The following is a 24797-nucleotide window of genomic DNA, read 5'->3' as shown; positions in this document are numbered from 1 at the left end:
GGGGTTGCCGATCGATTCGTCCCGACCGGTCACCACAGCCACGCCTGCCACGCGAGTATCAGACTTCTCGACGGGTTCGTCGCGGTGCTGTCAGGCTCCGCCCGCGGCGGGCATTCCGAGCGCTCGGGCAAACTCCGGCGGGACCACGATGTCGTCCGGCTCGAGGTCGTGAACGGAGCCGTGGCCGAGCCCCATCAGCGCACAGTCGATGCCGGCCCGCAAGATGTCGAGCACGTTCTCGACGCCGGGTTGACCGGCGGCGGCGAGGCCCCACAGATAGGCGCGGCCGATCATCACCGCACGCGCGCCCAGCGCCAACGCCTTGACGACGTCGCTGCCGCGCCGGATGCCACCGTCCAGCAACACCTCGATCTGGTCGCCGACCGCATCGGCGACGGCGGGCAGTGCGCGGATGGCCGCCGGCGTTCCGTCCAGGTTGTTGCCGCCGTGGTTGGACACCGAGATCGCCGAAACACCGGCATCCACAGCCCTTTTCGCGTCGTCGACGCGCATCACGCCCTTGAGCATGAACGGTCCGCCCCACAGTTCGCGCAGCCACGCGATGTCATCCCACGTCGGTGGTGGCGTGCCCATCCATTCGCCGTAGGCGGCGAAGAACGGCGGGCCGGGCTCGCCCTTGCGCGCCTGGTTGGGCACGCGCAGGTTCGGCGGGCGCAGCGTCTTGCCCCACTGCCACAGCCAGCCCGGGCGGGTGACGGCCTGCGGGGACAGCCGCAGAATCGTTGCCAGGTTCATCTGCTCGGGGATCTTGGGGCTGCCCCAGTCCCGCCCGTGCGAGAACGTCCAGTCGGTCGTGACGATCAGCCCGACCGCGCCCGCCGCGCGGGCCCGCTCGACGCGCTCCGCGATAGCCTCACGGCCGCCGAGCCAGTACACCTGGAAGAACAACTTGGGGTTGGCGGCGACAACCTCCTCGATCGGCTTGCTGGCAAACGACGACAATCCCATCGCCGTGCCGCGTGCGGCCGCGGCGCGGGCGACCGCCACCTCGCCGTCCGGATGGACCGCCTGCACGCCGGTGGGCGAGATGATCACCGGCAGCGAGATGTCTTGGCCCATAACGGTAGTCGAGAGTTCACGCTTCTCGGCTGCGCCGACCACATGCGGGGCGAAACCTAGCTCGCTGAACGCCTCGACGTTGTCGGCGACCGTGATGCCTTTTTCGCTGGCGGCGATCAGCGCGGCGTAGACCGACTTCGGCAGCCGCCGCTTGGCGCGCTGCTGGGCGACCGCGACGGTCTCGAACCAGGCTGCCATCGGCTACACCGGGCTTTCGTTGCAGATGCGTCGCGGCGGACGCGTGGACAGGGTCAGCGGCACCGGTCCCCGCGAGTGGTCGACGGCGGGCCGGGGCTTGTCGCGTTCGCGAGCCAGCGCCGGCGCGCCATGGCCCTGCACGCATTCCGGGTCCGGTCCGTCCATCGGCAGGCCAGTGAAGAACTTCGCCGCCATGCAGCCGCCTCGGCAGCTGTCGTAATGCCCGCAGCTTCCGCACGCACCGGCGGACTGTGGCTCACGCAGCTCGCGGAACAGCGGCGCGTTCTTCCAGACATTGTCAAACCCGCTGTCGGACAACACGTTTCCGGCGAGGAAGCGATCGTGAATGGCGAAGGGGCAGGCGTAGACGTCGCCGACCGGGTCGATCAAACAGACCACCCGGCCGGCCCCGCACATGTTGAGGCCGGCCAGTGCGCCGGGCTCGCCGAGCGCCGACAGGTGGAAGAACGAGTCGCCGGTCAGCACCCGCTCGCCCTTGGCGACCAGCCAGTCGTACAGCTGGACCTGTTGGTCGGCGGTCGGGTGCAGGTCGTCCCACACGTCGGCGCCGCGGCCCGACGGGCGCAACCGGGTGATGCGCAGCGTGGCGCCGTAACGGCTTGCCAGTGCGGCGAATTCGTCGAGCTGGTCGACGTTGTGGCGGGTGACGACCACCGAGATCTTGGCGTCGGTGAAGCCGGCGGCGGCCAGGTTCTCCAGCGCGCGGACGGCCATCGCGTACGACCCGGGGCCCCGCACCGCGTCGTTGACCTCCGCGGTCGCGCCGTCGAGCGAGATCTGCACGTCGACGTAGTCACTGGCGGCGAGTCGCGCAGCTACCTCGGGGGTGATCCGCACCCCGTTCGTGGAGAACTTCACGCCGACGTGATGCGCGGTGGCGTAGTCGACCAACTCCCAGAAGTCCGGCCGCACAGTGGGTTCCCCGCCGCCGATGTTGACGTAGAACACTTGCATGCGTTCCAGCTCGTCGATGATGTCCTTGCATTGCCGGGTGGACAGCTCGCGCGGATCGCGCTTGCCCGACGACGACAGGCAGTGCACGCACGCCAGATTGCAGGCGTAGGTCAGCTCCCAGGTCAGGCAGATGGGCGCGTCGAGGCCCTGCTCGAACTGCTCGATCAGCCGCGGGACGACTGTTGTCATTGAATCTCCTTGGGCACCAGCATGTTCGAGTCGGCCAGCACACCCAGCGCATGCATATAGGGGCGCTGCTCGCCGTCGGCGACCCCCGCGGCGCGGCATGCGGCCCGGACATCGGCGTGATCGGCCAGCGACTGCACGACGGCCAGGATGGTGCGGTTTTTCAAAAACGACAGCTTGCGGGTGCCGAAGTGGTAGAGCAGTGCGCCGAACGGTTCCGGGCGCACCGCCACTTGCGGGTGCAACCGCCAGCCGGCGTCGGGATTGAACCCGCCCGGCGGGCTGGGCACGGTCAGTAGACCCCGCACATGCCGTCGATGGACACCTCTTCGACCAGGGTCTCGGTGACCAGCTCGGCGTCGGTGTCGATCTGCTGGTTCGGCTCCATAAACTTGCCTTTCGTCGTCAGGGGTTCGACAATCTCGGACAGAATATGGCATCGAGTGCCGAAATGGAAGGGCGGGTCATGTTGACTCAGTCGCGGGTGGGCCGGCGCCGCTCGACGACGCCGCACCACATCACCGATGTCGCCCTCCGCTTGTTCGCCGCCCGCGGTTTCGCCGAGGTCAGTGTCGACGACGTCGCGCAGGCCGCCGGCATCGCCCGCCGAACCCTGTTCCGCTACTACGCTTCCAAGAACGCGATCCCGTGGGGCGACTTCGACGCCCATTTGGAACACCTACGGGAGCTTTTCGACCACGTCGATCCGGACGTGCCGCTCGGCGAGGCGTTGCGTTCAGCGTTGTTGGCGTTCAACACCTTCGACGAGTCGGAGACGGTCCGACACCGGCAGCGGATGCGTGTGATCCTGCAAACCGCTGAGCTGCAGGCCTATTCGATGACGATGTATGCCGGCTGGCGCGCGGTGATCGCCGAGTTCGTCGCTTGCCGCACCGGCGCCGCGCCCGACGACCTGCTGCCGCAGACCATCGCATGGATGATGCTCGGGGTGGCGTTGAGCGCCTACGAGCATTGGCTCGACGACGAATCCGTCTCGCTGCCGCAGGCGCTCGGTGATGCGTTCGACGTCGTCGGCGCCGGGCTGGACCGACTGGACCGGTGAGCACCCGGTTGCAGCGGTCCCTGCGGCTCCAGTCGCAGGCCTGCGCGGAGCTGGGATCCGCGATGTACGGCGAGCTGCTCGAGCGGGTGGCCGCCGACGTCGACGCCGGGGGCGTGTTCGCGGGAATCCTGGCCGGCCACGAACACGATCCGGTGCGGCACGCGTTGCCGCTGCGACTGCTGGGCGGATTGCACCGGCTGGTGCTCGGCGGGCGCGCCCCGGCGCTGCGCCGCTGGTATCCGAGCACCGGTGGTCGCTGGGACGCCGAGGCCGCGTGGCCGGAGATCACGCGGACCGCGGCCCAGAACGCCGAGGTGCTTCGCGCGGCGCTCGACCAGCCACCGCAGACGAACGAGGTGGGCAGGTCCGCGGCGCTGATCGGCGCGCTGCTGATTTTGACCCACCGATTCGCGTTGCCAACAAGGCTTTTCGAGATAGGATGCAGCGCCGGGCTGAACCTGCGCGCCGACCGTTTTTGCTACCGCTATGGCGGCGGGCAGTGGGGTCCGCCCGATTCGCCGGTGAGCATCGACGACGCCTGGCGGGGCAGCGTGCCGCCGGCGGCCGCCCTGCAGATCGTCGAACGGCGCGGCTACGACATCGCGCCCGTCGACGCCACCAGCCGCGACGGGGAGCTGACGCTGCTGAGCTACGTCTGGCCCGACATGACCGCCCGGCTCGACCGGTTGCGCGGCGCAATCAGCATCGCCCGGCGGGTTCCCGCGCAGCTGCTGCGCCGCCGCGCCGCCGACGCCGTCGCCGAGCTCGGCCTTGTTCCCGGCGCGACGACCGTGCTGTGGCACTCGATCATGTGGCAGTACCTTTCCGGCGACGAAAAGCACGCGACGACAACCGCAATCGAGTCCTTGGCGGACCGGGCAACCGCCGAGTCGCCGTTCGTGCACCTCATGTTGGAGCCGCGACGGCGAACACCCGACTCTCCGGTCGAGTTCCTCGTCTGTGCCCGCAGCTGGCCCGGCGGCGCGGACGAGGTGCTGGCCGCGTGCACACCGCACGGCCCGCCAGTCGCCTGGGAATAGCGCGAACAGACGCAGCTACAGCACGTCGGAAATCGGTGCTCCTGCAGCGATTTTGGCCCGCGTCTTCATCACCTTGGCGGGCATCCCGCCACCGACGACGCCGACCACCACACCGTCGCGCTCGTAGTAGGCGAGGAAGCGGCGGCCATCGTCCTCGACGAGGTGCACGATATCGGTGGCGTGCGGTTCGCCCAGGCACTGAATTTTGACGTCGTACTGGTCGCTCCAAAAGTACGGGACGACAACGTTCGACGGCGTCTCCCGGCCCAGCATCGCGGGCACCACCGCCCGTGCCTGTTCGGCGACATTGCTCCAATGTTCAACCCGCACTTGATGTCCCGCGGGGGTGCGCCAGGAGGCGACGTCGCCGAGCGCCCACACGTTGGGTACGTTGGTGCGCCCTGCTGCGTCGCAGAGCACACCGTTGTCCACCTCGATCCCGCTGCCATCCAGCCAGTCGGTCGCCGGCCGCGACCCGATGCCGACCACCACCAGATCGGCGCTCACTTCCGCGCCGTCGGTCAAGATCACCGTCTCGACATGCTCCTGGCCACGGACCTCTGCCACACCAACGCCGGTGCGCACGTCGACTCCCTCGGCCCGATGCAGCCGCGCCACCAACTCGCCGATCTGGGCGCCGAGCACGGCTGCCAGCGGCGCGGGCTGCGGCTCGACGAGCACCACTTCTACGCCCAGGCCGCGCAGGCTGGCCGCCACCTCGCAGCCGATGAAACCGGCACCGACGACGGCGGCACGCTGTGCGGCGGACGCGTGCCTGCGCAGCGCGAGGCTTTCGTCGAACGAACGCAATACCCGGATGCCCTCCAGGTCGGGGAAGGCCGGAATGCGCCGCGGCACAAGGCCCGTCGCGATGACGAGCTCGTCGTAGCCGAGCACCGTTCCGTCGTCGAGGGTCACCGTCTGGGCCGTGGTGTCCAGCGTGGTGGCGGCCGAACCCAATCGCAGCGTGATGTTGTTCTCGTCGTAGAACTCCCGCGGCTTGAGGGTGACGTCGTCGACCTCGCTGCGCAGCACCTCTTTCGAGAGCGGTGGCCGGTCGTAGGGCAGATGCACCTCGTCGCTGACGATCGTCAGCGGGCCGGCGTAGTCCGCCCGTCGCAGTTGTTCAGCGGTCCGCGCGGCGGCGAGCCCCCCGCCGACGATGACTACGCCTTTGTCGCTATTCCCCACGTGGAGTTCATACACGATCGCGGCGACCAGCGGTGCGCCACCCCGCAACCCGCGCAAAAATGACGGGACTAGTTGAACGCGGGTGTAACGAACCGCCTCAGCATGTCTTCTTCACGAAGGCTGTCGCCGATTGGCCAATACGCCAGCGACACGACCACGCGGACGATCCATTGCGCCGCCTGGGGGTCGTCGTCGGCGATGCCGGTGAGCTCGGCGGCGAGATGGGCCAGCATCGGCGACGAGTGCAAATCCCCCAAGTCGAGGGCGGTACTCGCGTCGCGCATCAACCGGCGCATCGGATCGGACCTGATCTCTTCCAACGCCACCATGATCGCGGTCATCACGCGCTGCGACCCGCTAAGACCCTCGACGGCGCGCCGGACGGTGTCGACAATGCGAGCCGCCATGCGCATCAGAACCACGTCGCGTATTTGGGCTTTTCCACCCGCATAGCGATAGATGGTGGCGCGCGAACAGTGGACGTGGGCGGCCAGAGTTTCGATGTCGAAGGCGTCCAGTCCTTTGCGGACAATTAGTTCCGTGGCGGCCGCATAGATGCGCTCCGCGGCAAGCCGGCGACGATCGCCGCCGACGACCCAATCTTCTCGAACCATCGTTACGAGCCCCTCACACCCGAAGGCTTTCATCTTCTCAAATCTGAGACACGAACGGCACTATGTTTCAGGCTTCCCCCTTATAGACAAGCTTCATTGAGACGACAGCCTCCGTCGGCCTCCACCGGCGATTTCAGCTTCGACCGAACCGCTTGACGCTGCAGGGTGGCGCCGAGCATTTTGAAGAAATGACGGCTTTGGATGGTCGCCTCGGTATCGAGCTATTCCACGATCGGTTCGTCCAGGACCCCTACCCGCTTTACGCGCGCATGCTCGCAGAGGGTCCGGTGCACCAGATCGGCGATTCCGGTTTCTATGCGGTGTGCAGTTGGGATGCCATCAACGATGCCATCGCGCGTCCGGAGGATTTCTCCGCAAACCTGACCGCGACGATGATGTATCAGCCCGACGACACAGTGGCCGCTTTCCCGGTGGGAGAACTCGGCGGAGAAACCCAGGCGCTGGCCACGGCCGACGACCCCGCGCATGCCGTCCATCGAAAGTTGCTGACACCGCAATTGGCGGCCAAACGCATTCGCACCTTCGAGCCTTTCATCGTGGAAACTGCCGATCAGTTGTGGAATGCCAACAGCCGCAACGGATCCATCGAATGGATGAGCGCTGTGGCGAATCGGTTGCCGATGATGATTGTCGGGCGAATCATCGGCGTTCCCGACGAGGACATCGACAGGCTCGTCCGATGGGGTTATGCCACAACCCAAGTCGTCGAAGGGCTCGTCAACTCCGAACAGCTCACCGCCTCAGGCATCGCGGTGATGGAACTCGGCGGCTACATCACCGAACAGTTTCAAAAGGCTGCGGCCAACCCGCAGGACAATCTGCTCGGCGACCTCGCCACAGCATGCGCCTCGGGCGAAGTGGCCGAGGTGACGGCTTTGGCGATAATGATCATGCTGTTCAGTGCCGGCGGCGAATCCACGGCCTCGTTAATCGGTTCCGCAGCTTGGATTTTGGCGACGCGCCCAGATATCCAACAGCGGGTGCGCGACCAACCGGACCTCCTCGGTGCATTTCTCGAGGAAGTGTTGCGCTACGAACCACCGTTCCGGGGGCATTACCGCCACGTCGTCCGCGACACCACATTGTGTGGTGTCGACCTCCCCGCGCATTCGCGACTACTCCTGCTGTGGGGAGCGGCCAACCGCGATCCATCGCATTTCGATAACCCGGACGAATTCCGCCTCGACCGTCCCGCCGGGAAGGGGCACATCACGTTCGGCAAGGGCACGCACTTCTGCCCCGGAGCCGCGCTCGCCAGGTTGGAAGCCCGTGTCGTGCTTCGTCAGCTCCTTGATCACACGTCGAAACTCGAAGCGGCTGAAACCGGCCGGTGGCTGCCGAGCCTTCTGGTGCGACGCCTCGAACGTCTGCAACTGGCTTACGAGTAGCGGCCGTGATTGTCAGTACTTGAGCACGCCCTTGTCGACGGGAATCTGCGCACCCGACAAAGTGCCCGAACCGTCACCGGCCAGCCATACCACGACATCGGACACCTCGTCGACCGTCATAAAGCCGTTGGGCTGCAACGGCATTGGCGCGAAGCTGTGGATGTAATGCGGATGCCTGGCGAAAACCTCGGTCATTGCTTCCGGCTCGATCATCGGGGTGTCCACCGAATACGGGTGAATGGAGTTGACCCGGATACCGAATTCGCCGAGCTCGAGTGCCAGCGTGTTGGCCAGCCCGACGAGCCCGTACTTGGACGCCGCGTAGTGACCGTTGCCCGGCGTGGCCTTCAATCCTGCCGACGAGCTGACCACCACGATCGACCCGCCGTTGCCGGCGGCGATCATGGCGGGAACCACCGCGCGAATGGTGCGCCAGGTGCCCGTCAGGTTGACGCCGATGACGGCATCCCACTGGTCGTCGGTGAGTTCCCAAACCCGTCCCCAGCTCAGCACACCGGCATTCGCCACGAGGATGTCGAGCCGGCCGAACTGCTCGACGCCGTCGGCCACCAACTGGCGCAGCGCGGCGTCGTCGCGGATATCGACTTCGCGCGCCAGCACTTTGCGTCCTTCGGCTTCCACGGCGCGGACGGTCTCGGCAAGGTCCTGCGTGGTGGCCGCCGGGTAGGTGATGCTGTCGGACACCGGCGCGCAGATGTCCAGCGCGATGATGTCGGCGCCTTCGCGCGCCAACCGGACAGCGTGGGAGCGTCCCTGACCGCGGGCGGCCCCGGTGACAAATGCCACCCGGCCGTGCAACGAACCTGACAAACGACGCCCCTTCCACCGACTGCAAATCAGGCTAGCAGCAAAATTGAAACGTGTTCTAGTGGGGCCCGATCCGCTGCCTGCTTCGGATTTCGGCAATGATCTGGGCGCGTTTGCTGGCATGCTCCTCGCCGGTGACCGCACCCGACTGGAGCAGCCGCTCCAACTCCTGCAGACGTAAAAGCCCCCGAAATTCGAGATTTCGGGGGCTTATTACGCCTGGCAGAAACTACTTGACGATCTTGGTCACCCGGCCGGCGCCGACGGTGCGGCCACCCTCGCGGATGGCGAACCGCAGACCCTCGTCCATGGCGACGGGCTGGATCAGCTTCACCGAGATGTCGGTGTTGTCACCGGGCATCACCATCTCGGTGCCCTCCGGCAGCGTCACCACACCGGTCACGTCGGTGGTGCGGAAGTAGAACTGCGGACGGTAGTTGTTGAAGAACGGCGTGTGCCGGCCGCCCTCGTCCTTGCTCAGGATGTAGACCTGACCCTCGAACTCGGTGTGCGGCGTGGTGGTGCCGGGCTTGGTGACCACCTGGCCGCGCTCCACGTCCTCACGCTTGACACCGCGCAGCAGCAGACCGACGTTGTCACCGGCCTGGCCCTGGTCGAGCAGCTTGCGGAACATCTCCACACCGGTGACCGTGGTCTTGGTGGTCTCCGGGCGGATACCGACGATCTCGACTTCCTCGTTGACGTTGATCACGCCGCGCTCGACACGACCGGTGACGACGGTGCCGCGACCGGTGATCGTGAACACGTCCTCGACCGGCATCAGGAACGGCTTGTCGGTGTCGCGGACCGGGTCCGGAATCGACTCGTCGACCGCGGCCATCAGCTCCTCGATGCCCTCGACCCACTTCGGGTCGCCCTCGAGTGCCTTGAGCGCCGATACCTTGACCACGGGGGCGTCCTCGTCGAACTCCTGGGCGGCCAGCAGCTCACGGACCTCCATCTCGACGAGCTCGAGCAGCTCCTCGTCGTCGACCATGTCGGCCTTGTTCAGAGCGACCAGGATGTAGGGCACCCCGACCTGACGGGCCAGCAGCACGTGCTCGCGAGTCTGCGGCATCGGGCCGTCCGTGGCGGCGACCACCAGGATCGCGCCGTCCATCTGGGCGGCGCCGGTGATCATGTTCTTGATGTAGTCGGCGTGGCCCGGGGCGTCGACGTGCGCGTAGTGACGCTTCTCGGTCTGGTACTCCACGTGGGAGATGTTGATGGTGATACCGCGCTGACGCTCCTCGGGCGCGTTGTCGATCTGGTCGAATGCCCGCGACTCGTTCAACTCCGGGTACTTGTCGTGCAGGACCTTGGTAATAGCCGCGGTCAGCGTGGTCTTGCCGTGGTCAACGTGACCGATGGTCCCGATGTTGACGTGCGGCTTCGTCCGCTCGAACTTCGCCTTCGCCACTTCTGTGTCCTCCTGGACTTGTTGGTGCTTAAAAAAGCAGTGTTGATGGTTTCAGTTGTGCCCCGGTAGTGACCGGGCAAGGTTACTCCCCGGGCAAGATCACTCGCCCGTCGCCTTCGCGATGATCTCCTTCGACACGTTCGCCGGCACTTCGGCGTAGGAGTCGAACACCATGGAGTAGTTCGCCCGGCCTTGAGTCTTCGACCGCAGGTCGCCGACGTAGCCGAACATCTCCGACAGCGGCACGTGCGCCTTGACGACACGTGCGCCGCCGCGCTCCTCCATGGCCTGGATTTGACCACGGCGGGAGTTCAGGTCGCCGATCACGTCGCCCATGTAGTCCTCGGGCGTGGTGACCTCGACGGCCATGATCGGTTCCAGGATCACCGGCTGCGCTTGTCCGGCAGCCTTTTTCAGTGCCTGCGAACCGGCGATCTTGAACGCCATCTCCGACGAGTCCACCTCGTGGAACGCGCCGTCTTGCAGCGTGACCTTCAAATTCACCAGCGGGTAGCCGGCCAGCACGCCGTACTGCATGGCGTCCTGGGCGCCGGCGTCCACCGATGGGATGTACTCGCGGGGCACCCGGCCACCGGTGACCTTGTTCTCGAACTCGTAGGTGGCGCCGTCCTCGCCGGTGAACGGCTCGACGGTGATGATGACCTTGGCGAACTGCCCCGAGCCGCCGGTCTGCTTCTTGTGGGTGTACTCGACGTTCTCCACCTTGCGGCGGATGGTCTCCTTGTACGCCACCTGCGGCTTGCCGACGTTGGCCTCGACCTTGAATTCGCGGCGCATCCGGTCGACCAGGATGTCGAGGTGCAGCTCCCCCATGCCGCCGATCACGGTCTGGCCGGTCTCCTGATCCAGGTGCACCTTGAAGGTCGGGTCCTCCTCGGCGAGCTTCTGGATCGACAGGCTCAGCTTCTCCTGGTCACTCTTGGTCTTCGGCTCGATGGCCACCTCGATGACCGGGTCCGGGAACGTCATCGACTCCAGCACGACCTGATGGTTCGGGTCGCTCAAGGTGTCGCCGGTGGTGGTGTCCTTGAGGCCGATCACCGCGTAGATGTGGCCCGCGCTCGCCTTCTCGACCGGGTTCTCCTTGTTGGAGTGCATCTGGAACAGCTTGCCCAGCCGCTCCTTTTTGCCCTTGGTGGCGTTGATGACCTGGCTGCCGGAGTCGACGGTGCCGGAGTAGACGCGGATGTAGGTCAGCTTGCCGAAGAACGGGTGCGTGGCGATCTTGAAGGCCAGCGCGGAGAACGGCTCGTCGGTGCTGGCGTGGCGAACGATCTCCTCGTCCTCGTTGCCGGGCGCGTGCCCGGTCGCCGGCGGAACGTCCAGCGGCGACGGCAGGTAGTCGACGACCGCGTCCAGCATTGGCTGCACGCCTTTGTTCTTGAACGCGCTGCCGCACAGCACGGGGTAGATCTCGCTGGCGATCGTCAGCTTGCGGATCGCCGCCTTGATCTCGTCGACGGTGATCTCCTCGCCGCCGACGTACTTCTCCAGCAGCTCTTCGTCGGTCTCGGCAACGATCTCGAGCAGCTTCGTGCGGTACTCCTCGGCGGTCTCGGCCAGCTCGGCCGGGATGTCGACGGTGTCGTAGGTCTCGCCGAGCTTGGTTTCGCCGCGCCAGACCTTGGCGTTCATCTCGACCAGGTCGACGACGCCCTCGAACTCGCTCTCGGAGCCGATCGGCAGCTGGATCGGCACCGCGTTGGCGCCGAGCCGCTCCTCCATAGTCTTGACCGAGAAGTAGAAGTCGGCGCCGATCTTGTCCATCTTGTTGACGAAGCAGATCCGCGGAACGTCGTATTTGTCGGCTTGCCGCCACACCTGCTCGGACTGCGGCTCGACGCCTTCCTTGCCGTCGAACACGGCCACGGCGCCGTCGAGCACCCGCAGGTTGCGCTCCACCTCGACGGTGAAGTCGACGTGCCCGGGCGTGTCGATGATGTTGAGCTGGTTGTCTTTCCAGAACGTGGTGGTGGCGGCGGAGGTGATCGTGATCCCCCGCTCCTGCTCCTGCTCCATCCAGTCCATCGTGGCGGCGCCGTCGTGGACCTCACCGATCTTGTAGTTGATGCCGGTGTAGTAGAGGATGCGTTCCGTCGTCGTCGTCTTGCCGGCATCGATGTGCGCCATGATGCCGAAGTTGCGGACCTTACTCAGGTCGGTTAGCACGTCCTTCTGTGCCACAGAAGTCTTCCCACTCTCATCGTTGCTTGGTTAGCTGTTCGTTTCGCCTCCGGCCGCATCGCCGGGGCGGTCACCAGCGATAGTGCGCGAAGGCGCGGTTTGCCTCGGCCATCTTGTGGGTGTCCTCACGCCGCTTGACGGAAGCCCCGAGGCCATTGCTGGCATCCAGAATCTCGTTTGCCAGACGCTCGACCATGGTCTTCTCCCGACGTTGCCGGGAGAAGCTGACCAGCCAGCGCAGCGCCAGCGTGGTGGACCGGTCGGGACGCACCTCGACGGGCACCTGGTAGGTGGCACCACCGACGCGGCGGCTGCGGACCTCCAGGGCCGGCTTGACGTTGTCGAGAGCCCGCTTGAGCGTAATCACCGGATCGGTGCCGGTCTTCTCGCGGGCCTGTTCGAGCGCACCGTAAACAATGCGTTCGGCGAGGGATTTCTTCCCTTTCAGGAGAACCTTGTTCACCAGCTGGGTAACCAGCTGCGACCCGTAGACCGGGTCGTTGACCAGCGGACGCTTCGGCGCGGGGCCCTTGCGCGGCATCAGCTCTTCTCCTTCTTGGCGCCGTAGCGGCTACGAGCCTGCTTGCGGTTCTTGACACCCTGGGTGTCGAGCGAGCCGCGGATGATCTTGTAGCGCACGCCGGGCAGGTCCTTCACCCGGCCGCCACGCACCAGCACCATCGAGTGCTCCTGCAGGTTGTGGCCCTCGCCGGGGATGTATGCGGTGACTTCAACCTGGCTGGTCAGCTTGACGCGCGCGACCTTCCGAAGCGCCGAGTTCGGCTTCTTCGGAGTCGTGGTGTACACGCGCGTGCACACGCCACGGCGCTGCGGGCTGCCCTTGAGGGCCGCGGTCTTGACCTTGCCGATCTTGTCGCGGCGCCCCTTGCGGACCAGCTGCTGAATGGTTGGCATCTACCGGCTTTCTGTTGTAAGTCCCTGTACTGCAGTTACGCCCCACCGCGGTACCCCGCGACCGGGCGTGTCGCACGCGCCCGCCCCGGATTCATCCGTTGCGTCATGGACATGCGAATTGGCCCGGCGGCACGCCTTTCGTCACCGAAGGCGCCGTACGAGGCCAGGCGCGAGCATCAACAATACCCGCCGCTGGTCGGGCAGGTCAAAGCGGCGATTAACCGCCTACCCCGCGTTGGCTCCGCTGCGACGTTCCAGGCCGGCCGCCAGCCGCAGCACCATGTCGGAGAACACCGCGTCGGTGTCGATCTCGTCCATCACCCCGGTCATCTCGAGCAACACGAACCCGTGCAGCGCCGACCAGAACTCCAGCGCCGCGTAGAAGGCTTCCTCGCCGTCCAGGCCGTAGGAGGTCAGCACCGAGATGACCGGCGCGGCCGCGGCCCGGGTGGCGGCGGTGTATTCGGGGTCGTCGCCACCGAGCGGCATCCGGGTGAACGCGGAATAGCGGCCCGGGTGGTGATGGGCGTAGCTGCGGTAGGCGCCGGCCATGACCAGCACGGCGTCGTCACGAGCCCGGCCCTCTCCGACCCGGTTGAGCATCGTGATGATGTCGTCGATCACCCGCATGCGCACCGTGCGGCGCAGGTCCTCGAGGCTGTGCACGTGGTTGTAGAGCGACGGCCCCTTGGTCCCCAGCTGCGTCGCCAGCGCGTTGATGGTCAGCGCGTCCCAGCCCTCCCGATCCAGGAAGGTGAGCGCCGCGTTGATGATGATGTCGCGGCTCAGCTTCGCCGGGCGGGCCGTCGACTTGGCCCCGGCGCGCGAGCGACCACCCGGTGTTTCCGGCTCTGCTGCCATGGTGATCGCCCTTCGGTTTGCCTCGACCCGCTTTCGCAATTGGATCAGGGTCAGCGAAGAACTCTAGTTGACAAATGCCGGAAGGCGGCCATCGGACAGGGCGATGCACGTAGGCTCTCCTCGAGCAGAGCACCCGCCACGGCGAGAGGAACGCGCGGTGAAATGGACGACCCTTGGTCGCACGTCGGCGGCCTGTGCGATCGCCGTTGGTTTCACATTCTTCGCCGGGGCCCCAACCGCATCCGCCAAGAACGGTGACACCCACATCACCGGCGAAGGCGTCGAGCAGACGGTGGACTGCAACAACGCCACGCTGATCGTCAACGGCACATACAACTCCGTCAACGCGCTGGGAACCTGCTGGGCGGTGACGGTGATGGGTTCGGGTAACACCGTCGTCGCCGACACCGTCGTCAACGACATCACGGTCTATGGCTCCGACGAGACGGTCTACTTCCGAGGCGGCGACCCGGTCATTTGGGACCGCGGCCGCGAACTGGGCATGGTCAACCGCATCAACCGTGCGGCGTGAGTTTCTACACCAGCGACAATCCAGTTACAACGGAGAATCGAGGAAGAATGCGCGCGTACACGATTCTGGCGCTGTCGACGGCAGTGGTGGTTTCAGGTCTGGCCGGCTGCGGATCGCATGAGAAGAATGCGACGCCGTCGACCAGCACCAGTACCACCAGCGGAAGCACCGGCGCACAGTTCGAGGTCGGCAACACGATCAACTACGGATCATTCGGAACCACAACCGATCTCGATTGCGCCGACGGGAAGTCGCTAAATGTCGGCGGCTCCAACAACACGCTGACCGTCAAGGGCACCTGCGGGACGGTGAGCATCGGCGGCGCCGACAACAAGATCACCTTCGACAAGATCGACAAGCAACTCAGCGTCGTCGGACTCAACAACACGATCACCTACAAGAACGGCGACCCCAAAGTCGACAACCTCGGTTCGGGCAACAACATCAGCAAGGGTTAGTGCGTCTGCTCGCGCCGTTAGGCGCTGGCGCCGTGGCGGCCGGCGCCGGCCGCGAAGCGCCCCGCGCCTTCCATCGCCTCGGCGCTGACGCGGGAGATGCTGGCGAATTCGTAGTCCAGCGCGTCCGATTCGGTTGTGCCCCATTGGTGTAGCGCTGAGAGCCGATCCGACCGCATGCATTGCTGCGGCAACGCGGCCAACTGCGCCGCCAACTCCTCGGCGGCCTGACGGGCCTGCCCCTTGGGCACGACCCGGTTGGCCAAGCCGATCGCGTGGGCTTCGGTGGCGTCGACGCCGCGGCCGGTGAGAATCATGTCCATCGCCCGGCTGTGTCCGATCAGTCGCGGCAGCCGGATGGTGCCGCCGTCGATCAGCGGAACTCCCCAGCGCCGGCAGAACACTCCGAACACCGCGTCCTCCTCGGCGACCCGCAGATCGCACCACAACGCCAATTCCAGGCCACCGGCCACCGCGTACCCGCTGACCGCGGCGATCACCGGCTTGGACAACACCATGCGCGTCGGGCCCATCGGACCGGGGCCGGTGCGGTGCACTTGGTTGGTGTCCGGCGTGCCGAAGGCCTTCAAATCGGCTCCGGCGCAGAAGGTTCCGCCGTCACCCCACAGCACGGCCACCGACGCGGCATCGTCGCGGTCGAACTCCTCGAATGCGGCGAACAACGCGGCCGCCGTCGGGCCGTTGACAGCGTTGCGGGCCTCCGGCCGGTTCAGGATCACCGTGGTCACGGGGCCGTTGCGTTCCACCCGTACCGGCTCGCTCATGTCGCCTCCACTAGTTGGGTTTGGTTGCGCCGCTTGGTCAGTTCGGCGGCGAAGTCGTGGTAAGCGGCGCGCACTTGAGCGCCGGGCCAGTCGGCGGGCAGCAGCTCGGTCGGCAGCATCGGGTCGCTCAGCAGGTGGCGAACCATTGCGGCGGCCACCACGAACCTGCCGGGAATGTCGGGGGCGGCGGCCATCTCGTCGAGCAAGTCGTGGCCGGCCTGCGACCACCCCGGGAGGTCCCACAGCCGACCGGCCAGCTCGTCGGGCGCGTCGTCGCGGGCCTTGAGGATGCGCAGCCGGCCACGGATCTCGGCGTCCAGCTCGAGCGGCAGGTTGTCCGGCCGCATCCACACTCCTTCCCGCAGTTCGCCGAAACGCTTGTCGTGCAACGTGGTTCGCAGCGCCGCGCGAGTGCGCGCGTCGGTGCCTATGCTGGTGACGATCAATGTGGTCCAGTAGCCGCGCCAGGGCTTTACCCGCAGGCTGATCGCCTCGTCCTGACGGCGCTGGCGGGCCAGCAGCCGGTCGGAGAGCCGGTAGCCATCGGCAGACCGGATCAGGTCGCCGTTGCTGACCATGCGCGTCAGCGCCACCCTTAGCGTCGGCTCCTTGATGCCGAAATCGGCGGTGAGCCTGACCAATTCGGCGGCGCTGGCCCACGCCGGGTGAGCACCCAGCAGCACCGACAGCACGACCGAGCGCGCGGTCATCTTGCGCATGCCTACACCCCGGACGCTTGGCGACCGTAGTCGCCGAACGGCTCGTCGCGGTGCTTGACCGCGTCCCGGAAGCCGTGTTCGACCGCGTCGGCGACGAACGCGTGGCCCTCGGGCGTGTGCCGCGCGACGCCGTCGAACACGGTGCTGACCATTCTGCTGGTCGCTACACCCTGCTGCAGCAGCGCCGTGTTCAGCGCGAGCTTGACCATGATCAGCTGGTTGACCGGCACGGCGGCGATACGTTGCACCAGTCGCTCGGTGCGCTCGTCGAGATCCTTCGGGTCCGGCGCCTCGACGGCCAGGCCCCACTCGGCGGCTTGCGCGCCGGTGATGCAATCGCCGGTCAGCAGAAGGCGTTTGGCGCGCTGGTCGCCGAGCCGGTGCGCCCACAGTCCCGCCGCAGGGACTCCCCACACCCTGGTCGGCGGGTAGCCGATCTTGGCGTCCGCGGCGGCGATCACCTGGTCGGCGTGCAGCGCAATGTCGGTACCGCCGGCCACGCAGTAGCCGTGAATCTTGACCACCGTCGGCTTGTCGGCGTGCATCAGCGACGAGAACCCGCGCACGAACCGGCTCATCATCTGGTAGTCGATCATCGGGTCCCACGGCCGGTCCGGCAGGTGGTTGACGGCCTGGGTCTTGCCGTCGAGCACGGTGCCCTGGTACGGCCCGGTGCCGCCGGCCGAGGAGGTCCGGTCGGCGTAGGCGCTCAAATCGAAACCGGCACAAAACCCTTCACCGCGCCCAGAGACCAAGATGACGTGCACATTGGGGTCCAGGTCGGCACGCTCAACGAGCGCCGAGAGCTCCAGCGGGGTGTCCGCGATGATCGCGTTGCCCTTTTCGGGGCGGTTGAAGGTGATTCGCGCAACCCGGTCGGTGACCTCGTAGGTCATCGTCTTCAGGTTGTCGAAGTCGACCGGTCGGATCGCGTGCGTCATCCCTTGACCATTGCACGCTCGAGGATCGGCGCCAGGTCCAGCCCCGTGGGCATGGTGCCGTAGGCGCCGCCCCACTGGCCGCCGAGCCGGGTGGCCAGGAACGCCTCGGCGACGGCGGGGTGGCCATGGCGCACCAGCAGCGATCCCTGCAGCGCCAGGCAGATGTCCTCGGCGACCTTGCGGGCCCGGTACTGGATCGTGTCGAAATCGCCGAGTTGCGGCCGCAGGCGCTCGACGTGTGCGTCCAGCCGCGGGTCCTGGCCCGAGCTCTGGGCCAGGTCGGCGAACAGCACCTCGACGCATTCGGGCCGAGTTGCCATGGCGCGCAAGGTATCCAGCGCGCTGACGTTGCCAGAACCCTCCCAGATGCCCATCAGCGGAGCCTCGCGGTAGAGCCGCGGCATGCCGAAGTCCTCGATGTAGCCGTTTCCGCCCAGGCATTCCATCGCCTCGGCGGCGTGCGGGGTGGCCCGCTTGCACACCCAGTACTTGGCGGCGGCCAGCCCGATCCGGCGCAGCATCGCCTCGGTCTCGTCGCCGCGCACCGCGTTGTCGGTGGCGCCGGCCATCCGCATCGCGACCATGGTGGCCGCCTCGGCCTCAACCGCTAAGTCCGCCAGCACATTACGCATCAGCGGCTGGTCGATCAGGTATGCGCCGAACGCCTTGCGGTGCTGGGCGTGGTGCACGGCGCGGGTCAGCCCGCTGCGCATGCTGGTGGCGCTGCCCAGCGCGCAGTCCAGCCGGGTCAGGTTGACCATCTCGATGATGGTCGGCACACCGCGGCCCTCCTCGCCGACCAGCCAGGCGATGGCCCCGTCGTACTCGACTTCGCTGGAGGCGTTGGCGTGGTTGCCGAGCTTGTCCTTGAGACGCTGCAACAACATTCGGTTGCGGCTGCCGTCGGGCAGTACCCGCGGCAGCATGAAGCACGACAACCCGCCCGGCGCCTGGGCCAGCACTAGAAAGATGTCGCACATCGGCGCCGAGGTGAACCACTTGTGCCCGGTCAGGCTGTAGCTGCCGTCGGCGTTGCGGACGGCCTGGGTGGTGCCGGCGCGGACGTCGGAGCCGCCCTGCTTCTCGGTCATCGACATGCCCGCGGTGATCCCGGCCTTCGCCGTAGGCACCTTGAGTTCCGGGTCGTAGACCCGGCTGGTCAGCAGTGGCTCGTAAACCTTTGCCAGCTCCGGGTTGTGCCGCAACGCGGGCACGACGGCGTAGGTCATCGAGATCGGGCACATGTGGCCGGGTTCGGCGGTCCACACGCTGGTCTTGGCGGCCCGCACCACGTGCGCGCCCGGCTTCGCGTCCGCCCACGGGGCCGCGTGCAGACCGTGCGCAATGGCCGTGCGCATCAGCTCGTGATAGGCGGGGTCGTATTCGACCTCGTCGATGCGGTGGCCGTAACGATCGTGCGTGTGCAGGATCGGCCGGTTGCGGTCGGCCAGCTCACCCCAGCGCTGGGTCTGGGCCGAACCGGAGATTGCGCCGAGCTCGGCGACCTCGTCCAGTCCCCACTGGCCGCCCTCGCGGATCAGCGCCTCGACGAGAACCGGCGACGTGGCGGGGTTGTGGTCTTCCAGCGGCGGGACCTGGTTGGTGACGACATGCGTGTCTGGCATGCCCTCAGTGTTACACTTTTTCGACAACCGCACAAGAGACGTAATACTCAGTCGGCGTGGGCGGCGAAAAACCGCCACAGCGTCGGCGTCGCGAATTGCGGCCACTCATGGCCACCGCCGTCGACTGTCATCAGGACGACGCTGCGGTTGTCGGGACACTCGGCCGTCGAGGTGGTAACCCGGCGCTCGGTGCTGCTCGTCGGCGGCGCGCAGTGGTCGACGTTGCGCCAGAAGGCATTCACCTGCGGCACGGGCGGCCCGTCGATGTGCGCGACGCCGGCGCCGCGTCCGCCGCTGTAGCGAATGTTTTGGTCGCCGGTGCCGTGGATGTGCATCACCGAGGTGCGATGCGGCGACGTGCACGGGTCGAGTTGAGTGGCAGCATCGGGGCCGATCGCCGCGAACATGCCGGTATGGCACGCCAGCGTGTAGGCCATGATGCCGCCGTTGCTGATCCCTGCGGCGTAGATCCGCGACGCGTCGACCCCGATCGCGTGGCTGATCTCGGTGACGGTCGCGGTGATGAAGCCGACGTCGTCGACGCCGTCGCGGCTGGGCTGCCCGCAGCATCCACCGCCGGTGTTCCAGGCCCGCCCGACCCCGTCGGGGTAGGCGACCAGAAATTTCATCGAGTCGGCCAATTGGTTCCAGCCGTAAGCCTTTTCGGCTTGCCGCGCGCTGCCGAACCCGCCGTGCAGCATCACCACCAGCGGCGCCGACTCCGGCAGGCCGGCCGGCTTGTACACCCGATAGGTCCGGTCCAGGCCGCCGATACTGATCCTGTGCACGCTGGTGCCGTCCGGCAATTCCGCAGTCGCGGGCGGGGACGCCGCACACGCCGCGACCGTGACGAGCACACCGAGTAGCGCAGCGAGCCGAGCGACCATGGCTTAGCCGACGCGGTCGCGGAGGAAGGCGATGTCGTCCTTGCGGCCCTCGTCGGCGGTTTCGCAAATCACCGGCGCGCCAGCGGCTTTGACGACCGCGACGAGTAACTCCGGGTCGATCTGCCCGGTGCCGAAGTTGGCGTGGCGGTCGCGGCCTGACCCCGGCCCGTCCTTGGAGTCGTTGCAGTGCACCAAGTCGATCCGGCCGGTGATCGCCTTGATGCGATCGACGGCGTCGACCAGCGCTTCGCCCGCCGCCCAGGCGTGGCAGGTGTCCAGGCAGAACCCGATGCCGGTGTCACCGATGTGATCCCAGAGCCGGCCGATGGTGTCGAAGTGGCGGGCCATCGCGTGGTCGCCGCCGGCGGTGTTCTCCAGATAGACCGGGACCTCGGTCTCGAGCCGGTCGAGCGCCTTGCGCCACCGCTCGAAACCGGCGTCGATGTCGTTGTCCTCCGCGACATGCCCGCCGTGCACGATCACCGCCGCGGCCCCGATGTCGGCCGCCGCATTGCAGGTGTCCTGCAAGATCTTGCGCGACGGGATCCGCACCCGGTTGTTCGCCGACGCGACGTTGATCAGGTATGGCGCATGGACGTAGACCGGGATGCTCGACGCCTTGAGCTGGGCGGCGTCGTCGCGCGGCTTGGGCGCCTTCCAGCTCTGCGGATTGCCGAGGAAGATCTGCACCGCCTCGGCGCCTTCGGCCGCGGCGGCGGCCAGTGGATCCTGCGGGCTTACATGCGAACCGATAAGCACGGCGCTCAGTCTAGGCCCCGAGAGTGCGGCTAGCCGCACTGTCGACGTCGAACGTGCGTCCTGCCGCACGTTCGGCGCAGACGAAAAAGCCCCGGGCGGGAAACCCGGGGCCCTTTCCGCGCAAATTACCGGTAGTCGGAGTAGCCGTAGTCGTCCAGCGGCACCGCAGCACCGGTGGCCTGGCCGAAGTCCGGGCTGTAGTACTGATCCTCGTACGACGGGATCGTGTACGCCGCGGCCCGCGCCTCTTCGGTCGGCTGCACCTGGATGTTGCGGTAGCGGTTGATTCCGGTACCGGCCGGGATCAGCTTTCCGATGATCACGTTCTCCTTCAGACCGTTGAGCTTGTCGCTGCGGCAGTTGATCGCCGCATCGGTCAGCACTCGCGTGGTCTCCTGGAACGACGCCGCACTCAGCCACGAGTCGGTGGCCAGCGACGCCTTCGTGATACCCATCAGCACCGGGCGACCGGCGGCGGGCTCGCCACCTTCGGCCACCACCCGACGGTTCTCGGCCTCGAACTCCGCACGGTCGATCAGCGAGCCTGGCAGGAACTCCGTCGCGCCCGAGTCGATGATCGTCACCCGGCGCAGCATCTGCCGGACGATCACCTCGATGTGCTTGTCGTGGATCGACACACCCTGGGCCCGGTAGACCTCCTGGACCTCCTTGACGAGGTGGATCTGCACCTCGCGGGGGCCCTGAACCCGCAGCACCTCGTGCGGGTCGGCGGAGCCTTCCATCAACTGCTGGCCGACCTCGACGTGGTCGCCGTCGGCGAGCAGCCGCTCGGTGCCGTCCTCGTGCTTGAACACCCGCAGGCGTTGCCGCTTGGAGAGCTTGTCGTAGACCACTTCCTCGCCGCCGTCGTCGGGGACAATCGTGATCTTGTAGAACCGCTCGCCCTCCTCCAGACGCACCCGGCCGGTGACGTCGGCGATCGGCGCCTTACCGCGCGGCACCCGGGCCTCGAACAACTCCTGCACGCGGGGCAGACCACCGGTGATGTCCTCACCGACACCACCCTGGTGGAAGGTGCGCATGGTCAGCTGCGTGCCGGGCTCGCCAATCGATTGCGCCGCAACAATACCCACGGCCTCGCCGATGTCGACCAGCTTGCCGGTCGCCATCGAACGCCCGTAGCAGGTGGCGCACACGCCGGTGCCGGTGGCGCAGGTCAGCACCGAGCGCACCTTCACGTGGGTGATACCGGCCGCCAGCAGGGCGTCGATCTCGGGGTCACCGAGGTCGTGTCCACGTGCGACGACGACGTTGCCCTTCTCGTCCACCGCGTCGGTGCCCAAAGTGCGGGCGTACGCGGAGGTTTCGATGAAGGGGTCGCGGATGAGGGTGCCGTCGGGCGCAGCCTCGGCCAGCTCGACGGTGATGCCGCGCTCGGTGCCGCAGTCGGCCTCGCGGACGATCACGTCCTGCGACACGTCCACCAGACGACGGGTCAAATACCCCGAGTCGGCGGTCCGCAACGCGGTGTCCGCCAAGCCCTTTCGGGCGCCGTGGGTGTTGATGAAGTACTCCAACACCGTCAGGCCCTCACGGAACGACGACTTGATCGGCCGCGGGATGAACTCACCCTTCGGGTTGGTCACCAGACCCTTCATGCCGGCCAGCGTCCGGGTCTGGGTGAAGTTACCCGTGGCACCGGAGTCGACGATCGTGATGATCGGGTTGTCGTCGGGGTAGTGCTCACGCAGCGCCTGGCCGACCTCGTCGGTGGCTTCCTTCCAGATCTCCACCAGCGCCTCGTTGCGCTCGTCGTGGTTCAAAGCACCACGCTGGAACTGCTTTTCGACCTTGTCGGCCCGCTCCTCGTAGGAGTCGAGGATCTCCTGCTTGCGCGGCGGCACCAACACGTCGGCCATCGACACCGTCACACCGGAGCGGGTGGCCCAGTAGAAGCCGGCGTCCTTGAGCTTGTCGACGGTCTGCGCGACGACGATCATCGGGTAGCGCTCGGCGAGATCGTTGATGATCGCAGCCTGCACCTTCTTGTGCATCTGCTTGTTCACGAACGGGTAGCCCGTCGGCAGCAGCTCGTTGAACAGCACCCGGCCCAGCGTGGTCTCGGCCATCCAGGAATCCCCTGGCTGCCAACCATTCACGCCGAACAACTCGGCCTCGAGCTCGGTGGGCGGCCGCAACTGCTGCAGGCGCACCTTGATCTTGGCCCGCACGGACAGCACGCCGCGGTCCATCGCCATGATGGCCTCGGCCGGCGAGGCGTACACCCCGGACTCGGGACGGTCCTTGGCCGCAGCCACGTATTCGCCTTTGTCGCCGGGAACTTCGGTGGTCAGGTAGTACAGCCCGGTCACCATGTCCAGACGCGGCATGGCCAACGGACGGCCCGACGCCGGCGACAGGATGTTGTTCGACGACAGCATCAGGATCCGCGCCTCGGCCTGCGCCTCGGCACTCAAAGGCAGGTGCACCGCCATCTGGTCACCGTCGAAGTCGGCGTTGAACGCCTCACACACCAATGGGTGCAGCTGAATAGCCTTGCCTTCCACCAGCATTGGCTCGAAGGCCTGGATGCCCAGCCGGTGCAGGGTGGGCGCGCGGTTCAGCAGCACCGGGTGCTCGGCGATGACCTCTTCGAGCACATCCCACACCTGCGGACGCTGACGCTCCACCATCCGCTTGGCGCTCTTGATGTTCTGTGCGTGGTTGAGGTCGACCAGACGCTTCATCACGAACGGCTTGAACAGCTCGAGCGCCATCAGCTTGGGCAGACCGCACTGGTGCAGCTTGAGCTGCGGGCCGACCACGATCACCGAACGGCCCGAGTAGTCGACGCGCTTACCGAGCAGGTTCTGACGGAACCGGCCCTGCTTACCCTTCAAAAGGTCCGAAAGGGACTTCAGCGGACGGTTGCCCGGCCCGGTGACCGGACGGCCGCGACGGCCGTTGTCGAACAGCGCGTCCACGGACTCCTGTAGCATCCGCTTCTCGTTGTTGACGATGATCTCGGGCGCGCCGAGGTCGATCAGCCTCTTGAGCCGGTTGTTGCGGTTGATCACCCGGCGGTACAGGTCGTTCAGGTCGCTTGTGGCGAACCGGCCACCGTCGAGCTGCACCATCGGACGCAGCTCCGGCGGGATCACGGGGACGGCGTCGAGCACCATGCCCATCGGCGAGTTGCCGGACTGCTGGAACGCGGCCACCACCTTCAGCCGCTTCAGAGCACGAAGCTTCTTCTGCCCCTTGCCGTTTCGGATGACCTCACGCAGCGCCTCGGCCTCGGCGTCGATGTCGAAGTTCTCGATCAGCTTCTGGATCGACTCCGCGCCCATGGCGCCGGTGAAGTACTCGCCGTAGCGGTCGACGAGCTCGCGGTAGAGGTTCTCGTCGACAATCAGCTGCTTGGGGGCCAGCTTGGTGAAGGTGTTCCAGATGTCCTCGAGCCGGTCCAGCTCACGCTGGGCCCGGTCGCGGATCTGGCGCATCTCCCGCTCGCCGCCGTCGCGAACCTTGCGCCGCGCATCGGCTTTCGCGCCCTCGGCCTCCAGCTCGGCCAGGTCGGCTTCGAGCTTTTGAGCCCGTGCCTCCAGGTCGGCGTCACGCTGGTCCTCGACCGCCTTCTTCTCGACGACCATCTCGGCCTCGAGCGTGGACAGCTCGTTGTGCCGCATCTCCTCGTCGACAGACGTGATCACGTACGCCGCGAAGTAGATGATCTTTTCGAGATCCTTGGGCGCCAGGTCCAGCAGGTAGCCCAGCCGCGACGGCACACCCTTGAAGTACCAGATGTGCGTCACCGGAGCGGCCAGTTCGATGTGGCCCATCCGCTCGCGGCGCACCTTGGCACGGGTCACCTCGACGCCACAGCGCTCGCAGATGATGCCCTTGAAGCGGACCCGCTTGTACTTGCCGCAGTAGCACTCCCAGTCGCGAGTCGGTCCGAAGATCTTCTCGCAGAACAGGCCGTCCTTCTCCGGCTTCAATGTGCGGTAGTTGATGGTCTCCGGCTTCTTGACCTCGCCGTAGGACCACTGACGGATGTCGTCGGCGGTGGCCAGGCCGATGCGGAGCTCATCGAAGAAGTTGACGTCTAACACGTAACTCCCTTTCGGGTTTCGGGACTAGAAAAC

General features: G+C 66.6%; 24 protein-coding genes. 5 read left to right on the top strand and 19 right to left on the bottom strand.

The annotated features are described in order from the left end of the window. Positions 1-90 precede the first annotated feature (90 nt). Genes mftD through mftA form a run of 4 tightly spaced genes read right to left on the bottom strand, consistent with a single transcriptional unit; the run spans position 91 to position 2827 of the window. Positions 91-1278: a pre-mycofactocin synthase MftD gene (gene mftD, locus MFM001_RS16570; protein WP_116376374.1), complete on the bottom strand. Its 1188-nt coding sequence runs from the start codon at positions 1276-1278 to the stop codon at positions 91-93. Between the two features lie 3 nt (positions 1279-1281). Further along, on the bottom strand, positions 1282-2442 hold the full coding sequence (mftC, locus tag MFM001_RS16565; RefSeq protein ID WP_116376373.1) for a mycofactocin radical SAM maturase: 1161 nt from the start codon (positions 2440-2442) through the stop codon (positions 1282-1284). After that, a complete protein-coding gene (gene mftB, locus MFM001_RS16560; protein WP_116376372.1) occupies positions 2439-2747 on the bottom strand; it encodes a mycofactocin biosynthesis chaperone MftB in 309 nt (102 codons plus the stop codon). The genes mftC and mftB overlap by 4 nt, the downstream gene beginning before the upstream one ends. Beyond that, positions 2732-2827, bottom strand: a complete 96-nt coding sequence (mftA, locus tag MFM001_RS16555) for a mycofactocin precursor MftA (protein WP_116376371.1) — start codon at positions 2825-2827, stop codon at positions 2732-2734. Before mftA ends, mftB begins: the two co-directional genes overlap by 16 nt. A 78-nt stretch (positions 2828-2905) precedes the next feature. Between mftA and mftR the strand changes: the two genes are divergently transcribed. Together mftR and MFM001_RS16545 are read left to right on the top strand one after the other, a co-directional pair. Further along, positions 2906-3502 carry a mycofactocin system transcriptional regulator gene (gene mftR / locus MFM001_RS16550; protein ID WP_192886968.1) on the top strand — a complete coding sequence of 199 codons (597 nt, stop codon included), beginning with the start codon at positions 2906-2908 and terminating at the stop codon, positions 3500-3502. Then, the gene (locus tag MFM001_RS16545; RefSeq protein ID WP_238159242.1) at positions 3499-4542 is read left to right on the top strand and encodes a DUF2332 domain-containing protein; all 1044 of its coding nucleotides are present in this window, start codon (positions 3499-3501) and stop codon (positions 4540-4542) included. Before mftR ends, MFM001_RS16545 begins: the two co-directional genes overlap by 4 nt. 15 nt (positions 4543-4557) lie before the next feature. On the opposite strand, the gene MFM001_RS16540 is transcribed toward MFM001_RS16545, so the two are convergent. Then, positions 4558-5763 carry an FAD-dependent oxidoreductase gene (locus tag MFM001_RS16540; protein ID WP_116376454.1) on the bottom strand — a complete coding sequence of 402 codons (1206 nt, stop codon included), beginning with the start codon at positions 5761-5763 and terminating at the stop codon, positions 4558-4560. A gap of 38 nt (positions 5764-5801) precedes the next feature. Further along, entirely contained in the window at positions 5802-6347 is a 546-nt protein-coding gene (locus MFM001_RS16535) for a TetR/AcrR family transcriptional regulator (protein ID WP_116376369.1), read from the bottom strand. A gap of 188 nt (positions 6348-6535) precedes the next feature. Here MFM001_RS16535 and MFM001_RS16530 point away from each other — a divergent pair, with 188 nt between their 5' ends. Beyond that, the gene (locus MFM001_RS16530; protein ID WP_116376453.1) at positions 6536-7756 is read left to right on the top strand and encodes a cytochrome P450; all 1221 of its coding nucleotides are present in this window, start codon (positions 6536-6538) and stop codon (positions 7754-7756) included. A gap of 12 nt (positions 7757-7768) precedes the next feature. On the opposite strand, the gene MFM001_RS16525 is transcribed toward MFM001_RS16530, so the two are convergent. The 6 genes from MFM001_RS16525 to MFM001_RS16500 all read right to left on the bottom strand — a co-directional run bounded on the left by MFM001_RS16525 (position 7769) and on the right by MFM001_RS16500 (position 13985). Then, on the bottom strand, positions 7769-8587 hold the full coding sequence (locus MFM001_RS16525) for a mycofactocin-coupled SDR family oxidoreductase (protein WP_238159240.1): 819 nt from the start codon (positions 8585-8587) through the stop codon (positions 7769-7771). Between the two features lie 226 nt (positions 8588-8813). Continuing rightward, a complete protein-coding gene (tuf, locus tag MFM001_RS16520; protein ID WP_116376367.1) occupies positions 8814-10004 on the bottom strand; it encodes an elongation factor Tu in 1191 nt (396 codons plus the stop codon). Between the two features lie 99 nt (positions 10005-10103). Further along, entirely contained in the window at positions 10104-12209 is a 2106-nt protein-coding gene (gene fusA, locus MFM001_RS16515; protein ID WP_116376366.1) for an elongation factor G, read from the bottom strand. A gap of 70 nt (positions 12210-12279) precedes the next feature. Continuing rightward, positions 12280-12750, bottom strand: coding sequence for a 30S ribosomal protein S7 (rpsG, locus tag MFM001_RS16510; RefSeq protein WP_045382601.1), 471 nt, complete (start codon positions 12748-12750; stop codon positions 12280-12282). Continuing rightward, positions 12750-13124 (bottom strand): 30S ribosomal protein S12, encoded by a 375-nt coding sequence (rpsL, locus tag MFM001_RS16505; protein WP_003879423.1) that lies wholly within the window; start codon positions 13122-13124, stop codon positions 12750-12752. The genes rpsG and rpsL overlap by 1 nt, the downstream gene beginning before the upstream one ends. Positions 13125-13349: 225 nt before the next feature. Next, complete coding sequence (locus MFM001_RS16500; RefSeq protein ID WP_116376365.1) at positions 13350-13985, bottom strand: TetR/AcrR family transcriptional regulator; 636 nt, start codon at positions 13983-13985, stop codon at positions 13350-13352. 199 nt (positions 13986-14184) lie between these two features. Between MFM001_RS16500 and MFM001_RS16495 the strand changes: the two genes are divergently transcribed. Together MFM001_RS16495 and MFM001_RS16490 are read left to right on the top strand one after the other, a co-directional pair. Next, positions 14185-14517, top strand: a complete 333-nt coding sequence (locus MFM001_RS16495; RefSeq protein ID WP_238159247.1) for a DUF3060 domain-containing protein — start codon at positions 14185-14187, stop codon at positions 14515-14517. A 47-nt stretch (positions 14518-14564) separates the two neighbouring features. After that, positions 14565-14975 carry a DUF3060 domain-containing protein gene (locus MFM001_RS16490; RefSeq protein WP_116376363.1) on the top strand — a complete coding sequence of 137 codons (411 nt, stop codon included), beginning with the start codon at positions 14565-14567 and terminating at the stop codon, positions 14973-14975. A 17-nt stretch (positions 14976-14992) separates the two neighbouring features. On the opposite strand, the gene MFM001_RS16485 is transcribed toward MFM001_RS16490, so the two are convergent. The 7 genes from MFM001_RS16485 to MFM001_RS16455 form a co-directional block, all read right to left on the bottom strand. Next, positions 14993-15757, bottom strand: coding sequence for a crotonase/enoyl-CoA hydratase family protein (locus tag MFM001_RS16485; protein WP_116376362.1), 765 nt, complete (start codon positions 15755-15757; stop codon positions 14993-14995). Further along, positions 15754-16476 (bottom strand): PaaX family transcriptional regulator C-terminal domain-containing protein, encoded by a 723-nt coding sequence (locus MFM001_RS16480; protein WP_116376361.1) that lies wholly within the window; start codon positions 16474-16476, stop codon positions 15754-15756. Before MFM001_RS16480 ends, MFM001_RS16485 begins: the two co-directional genes overlap by 4 nt. A gap of 2 nt (positions 16477-16478) precedes the next feature. Further along, the gene (locus tag MFM001_RS16475; RefSeq protein ID WP_116376360.1) at positions 16479-17417 is read right to left on the bottom strand and encodes a crotonase/enoyl-CoA hydratase family protein; all 939 of its coding nucleotides are present in this window, start codon (positions 17415-17417) and stop codon (positions 16479-16481) included. Continuing rightward, complete coding sequence (locus MFM001_RS16470; RefSeq protein WP_116376359.1) at positions 17414-19042, bottom strand: acyl-CoA dehydrogenase family protein; 1629 nt, start codon at positions 19040-19042, stop codon at positions 17414-17416. Before MFM001_RS16470 ends, MFM001_RS16475 begins: the two co-directional genes overlap by 4 nt. 47 nt (positions 19043-19089) lie before the next feature. Next, the gene (locus MFM001_RS16465) at positions 19090-19929 is read right to left on the bottom strand and encodes a PHB depolymerase family esterase (protein ID WP_116376358.1); all 840 of its coding nucleotides are present in this window, start codon (positions 19927-19929) and stop codon (positions 19090-19092) included. 3 nt (positions 19930-19932) lie between these two features. After that, complete coding sequence (locus MFM001_RS16460) at positions 19933-20688, bottom strand: deoxyribonuclease IV (protein ID WP_116376357.1); 756 nt, start codon at positions 20686-20688, stop codon at positions 19933-19935. 125 nt (positions 20689-20813) lie between these two features. Beyond that, positions 20814-24764 carry a DNA-directed RNA polymerase subunit beta' gene (locus MFM001_RS16455; RefSeq protein ID WP_116376356.1) on the bottom strand — a complete coding sequence of 1317 codons (3951 nt, stop codon included), beginning with the start codon at positions 24762-24764 and terminating at the stop codon, positions 20814-20816. Between the last annotated feature and the right edge of the window lie 33 nt (positions 24765-24797).

Source organism: Mycobacterium sp. MFM001 (assembly GCF_003402475.1).
GTDB lineage: Bacteria > Actinomycetota > Actinomycetes > Mycobacteriales > Mycobacteriaceae > Mycobacterium.
This window is presented reverse-complemented; position numbering and strand designations above follow the sequence as displayed.

What these genes read in the sequence shown, in the direction of transcription:
- mftC (WP_116376373.1), bottom strand. Translation starts at nt 2,442, where the DNA reads ATGACAACAGTCGTCCCGCGGCTGATCGAGCAGTTCGAGCAGGGCCTC.
- MFM001_RS16470 (WP_116376359.1), bottom strand. Translation starts at nt 19,042, where the DNA reads ATGCCAGACACGCATGTCGTCACCAACCAGGTCCCGCCGCTGGAAGAC.
- rpsL (WP_003879423.1), bottom strand. Translation starts at nt 13,124, where the DNA reads ATGCCAACCATTCAGCAGCTGGTCCGCAAGGGGCGCCGCGACAAGATC.
- MFM001_RS16475 (WP_116376360.1), bottom strand. Translation starts at nt 17,417, where the DNA reads ATGACGCACGCGATCCGACCGGTCGACTTCGACAACCTGAAGACGATG.
- MFM001_RS16485 (WP_116376362.1), bottom strand. Translation starts at nt 15,757, where the DNA reads ATGAGCGAGCCGGTACGGGTGGAACGCAACGGCCCCGTGACCACGGTG.
- MFM001_RS16490 (WP_116376363.1), top strand. Translation starts at nt 14,565, where the DNA reads ATGCGCGCGTACACGATTCTGGCGCTGTCGACGGCAGTGGTGGTTTCA.
- MFM001_RS16500 (WP_116376365.1), bottom strand. Translation starts at nt 13,985, where the DNA reads ATGGCAGCAGAGCCGGAAACACCGGGTGGTCGCTCGCGCGCCGGGGCC.
- MFM001_RS16530 (WP_116376453.1), top strand. Translation starts at nt 6,536, where the DNA reads ATGACGGCTTTGGATGGTCGCCTCGGTATCGAGCTATTCCACGATCGG.
- mftD (WP_116376374.1), bottom strand. Translation starts at nt 1,278, where the DNA reads ATGGCAGCCTGGTTCGAGACCGTCGCGGTCGCCCAGCAGCGCGCCAAG.
- MFM001_RS16535 (WP_116376369.1), bottom strand. Translation starts at nt 6,347, where the DNA reads ATGGTTCGAGAAGATTGGGTCGTCGGCGGCGATCGTCGCCGGCTTGCC.
- rpsG (WP_045382601.1), bottom strand. Translation starts at nt 12,750, where the DNA reads ATGCCGCGCAAGGGCCCCGCGCCGAAGCGTCCGCTGGTCAACGACCCG.
- mftR (WP_192886968.1), top strand. Translation starts at nt 2,906, where the DNA reads ATGTTGACTCAGTCGCGGGTGGGCCGGCGCCGCTCGACGACGCCGCAC.
- MFM001_RS16465 (WP_116376358.1), bottom strand. Translation starts at nt 19,929, where the DNA reads ATGGTCGCTCGGCTCGCTGCGCTACTCGGTGTGCTCGTCACGGTCGCG.
- MFM001_RS16480 (WP_116376361.1), bottom strand. Translation starts at nt 16,476, where the DNA reads ATGCGCAAGATGACCGCGCGCTCGGTCGTGCTGTCGGTGCTGCTGGGT.
- mftA (WP_116376371.1), bottom strand. Translation starts at nt 2,827, where the DNA reads ATGGAGCCGAACCAGCAGATCGACACCGACGCCGAGCTGGTCACCGAG.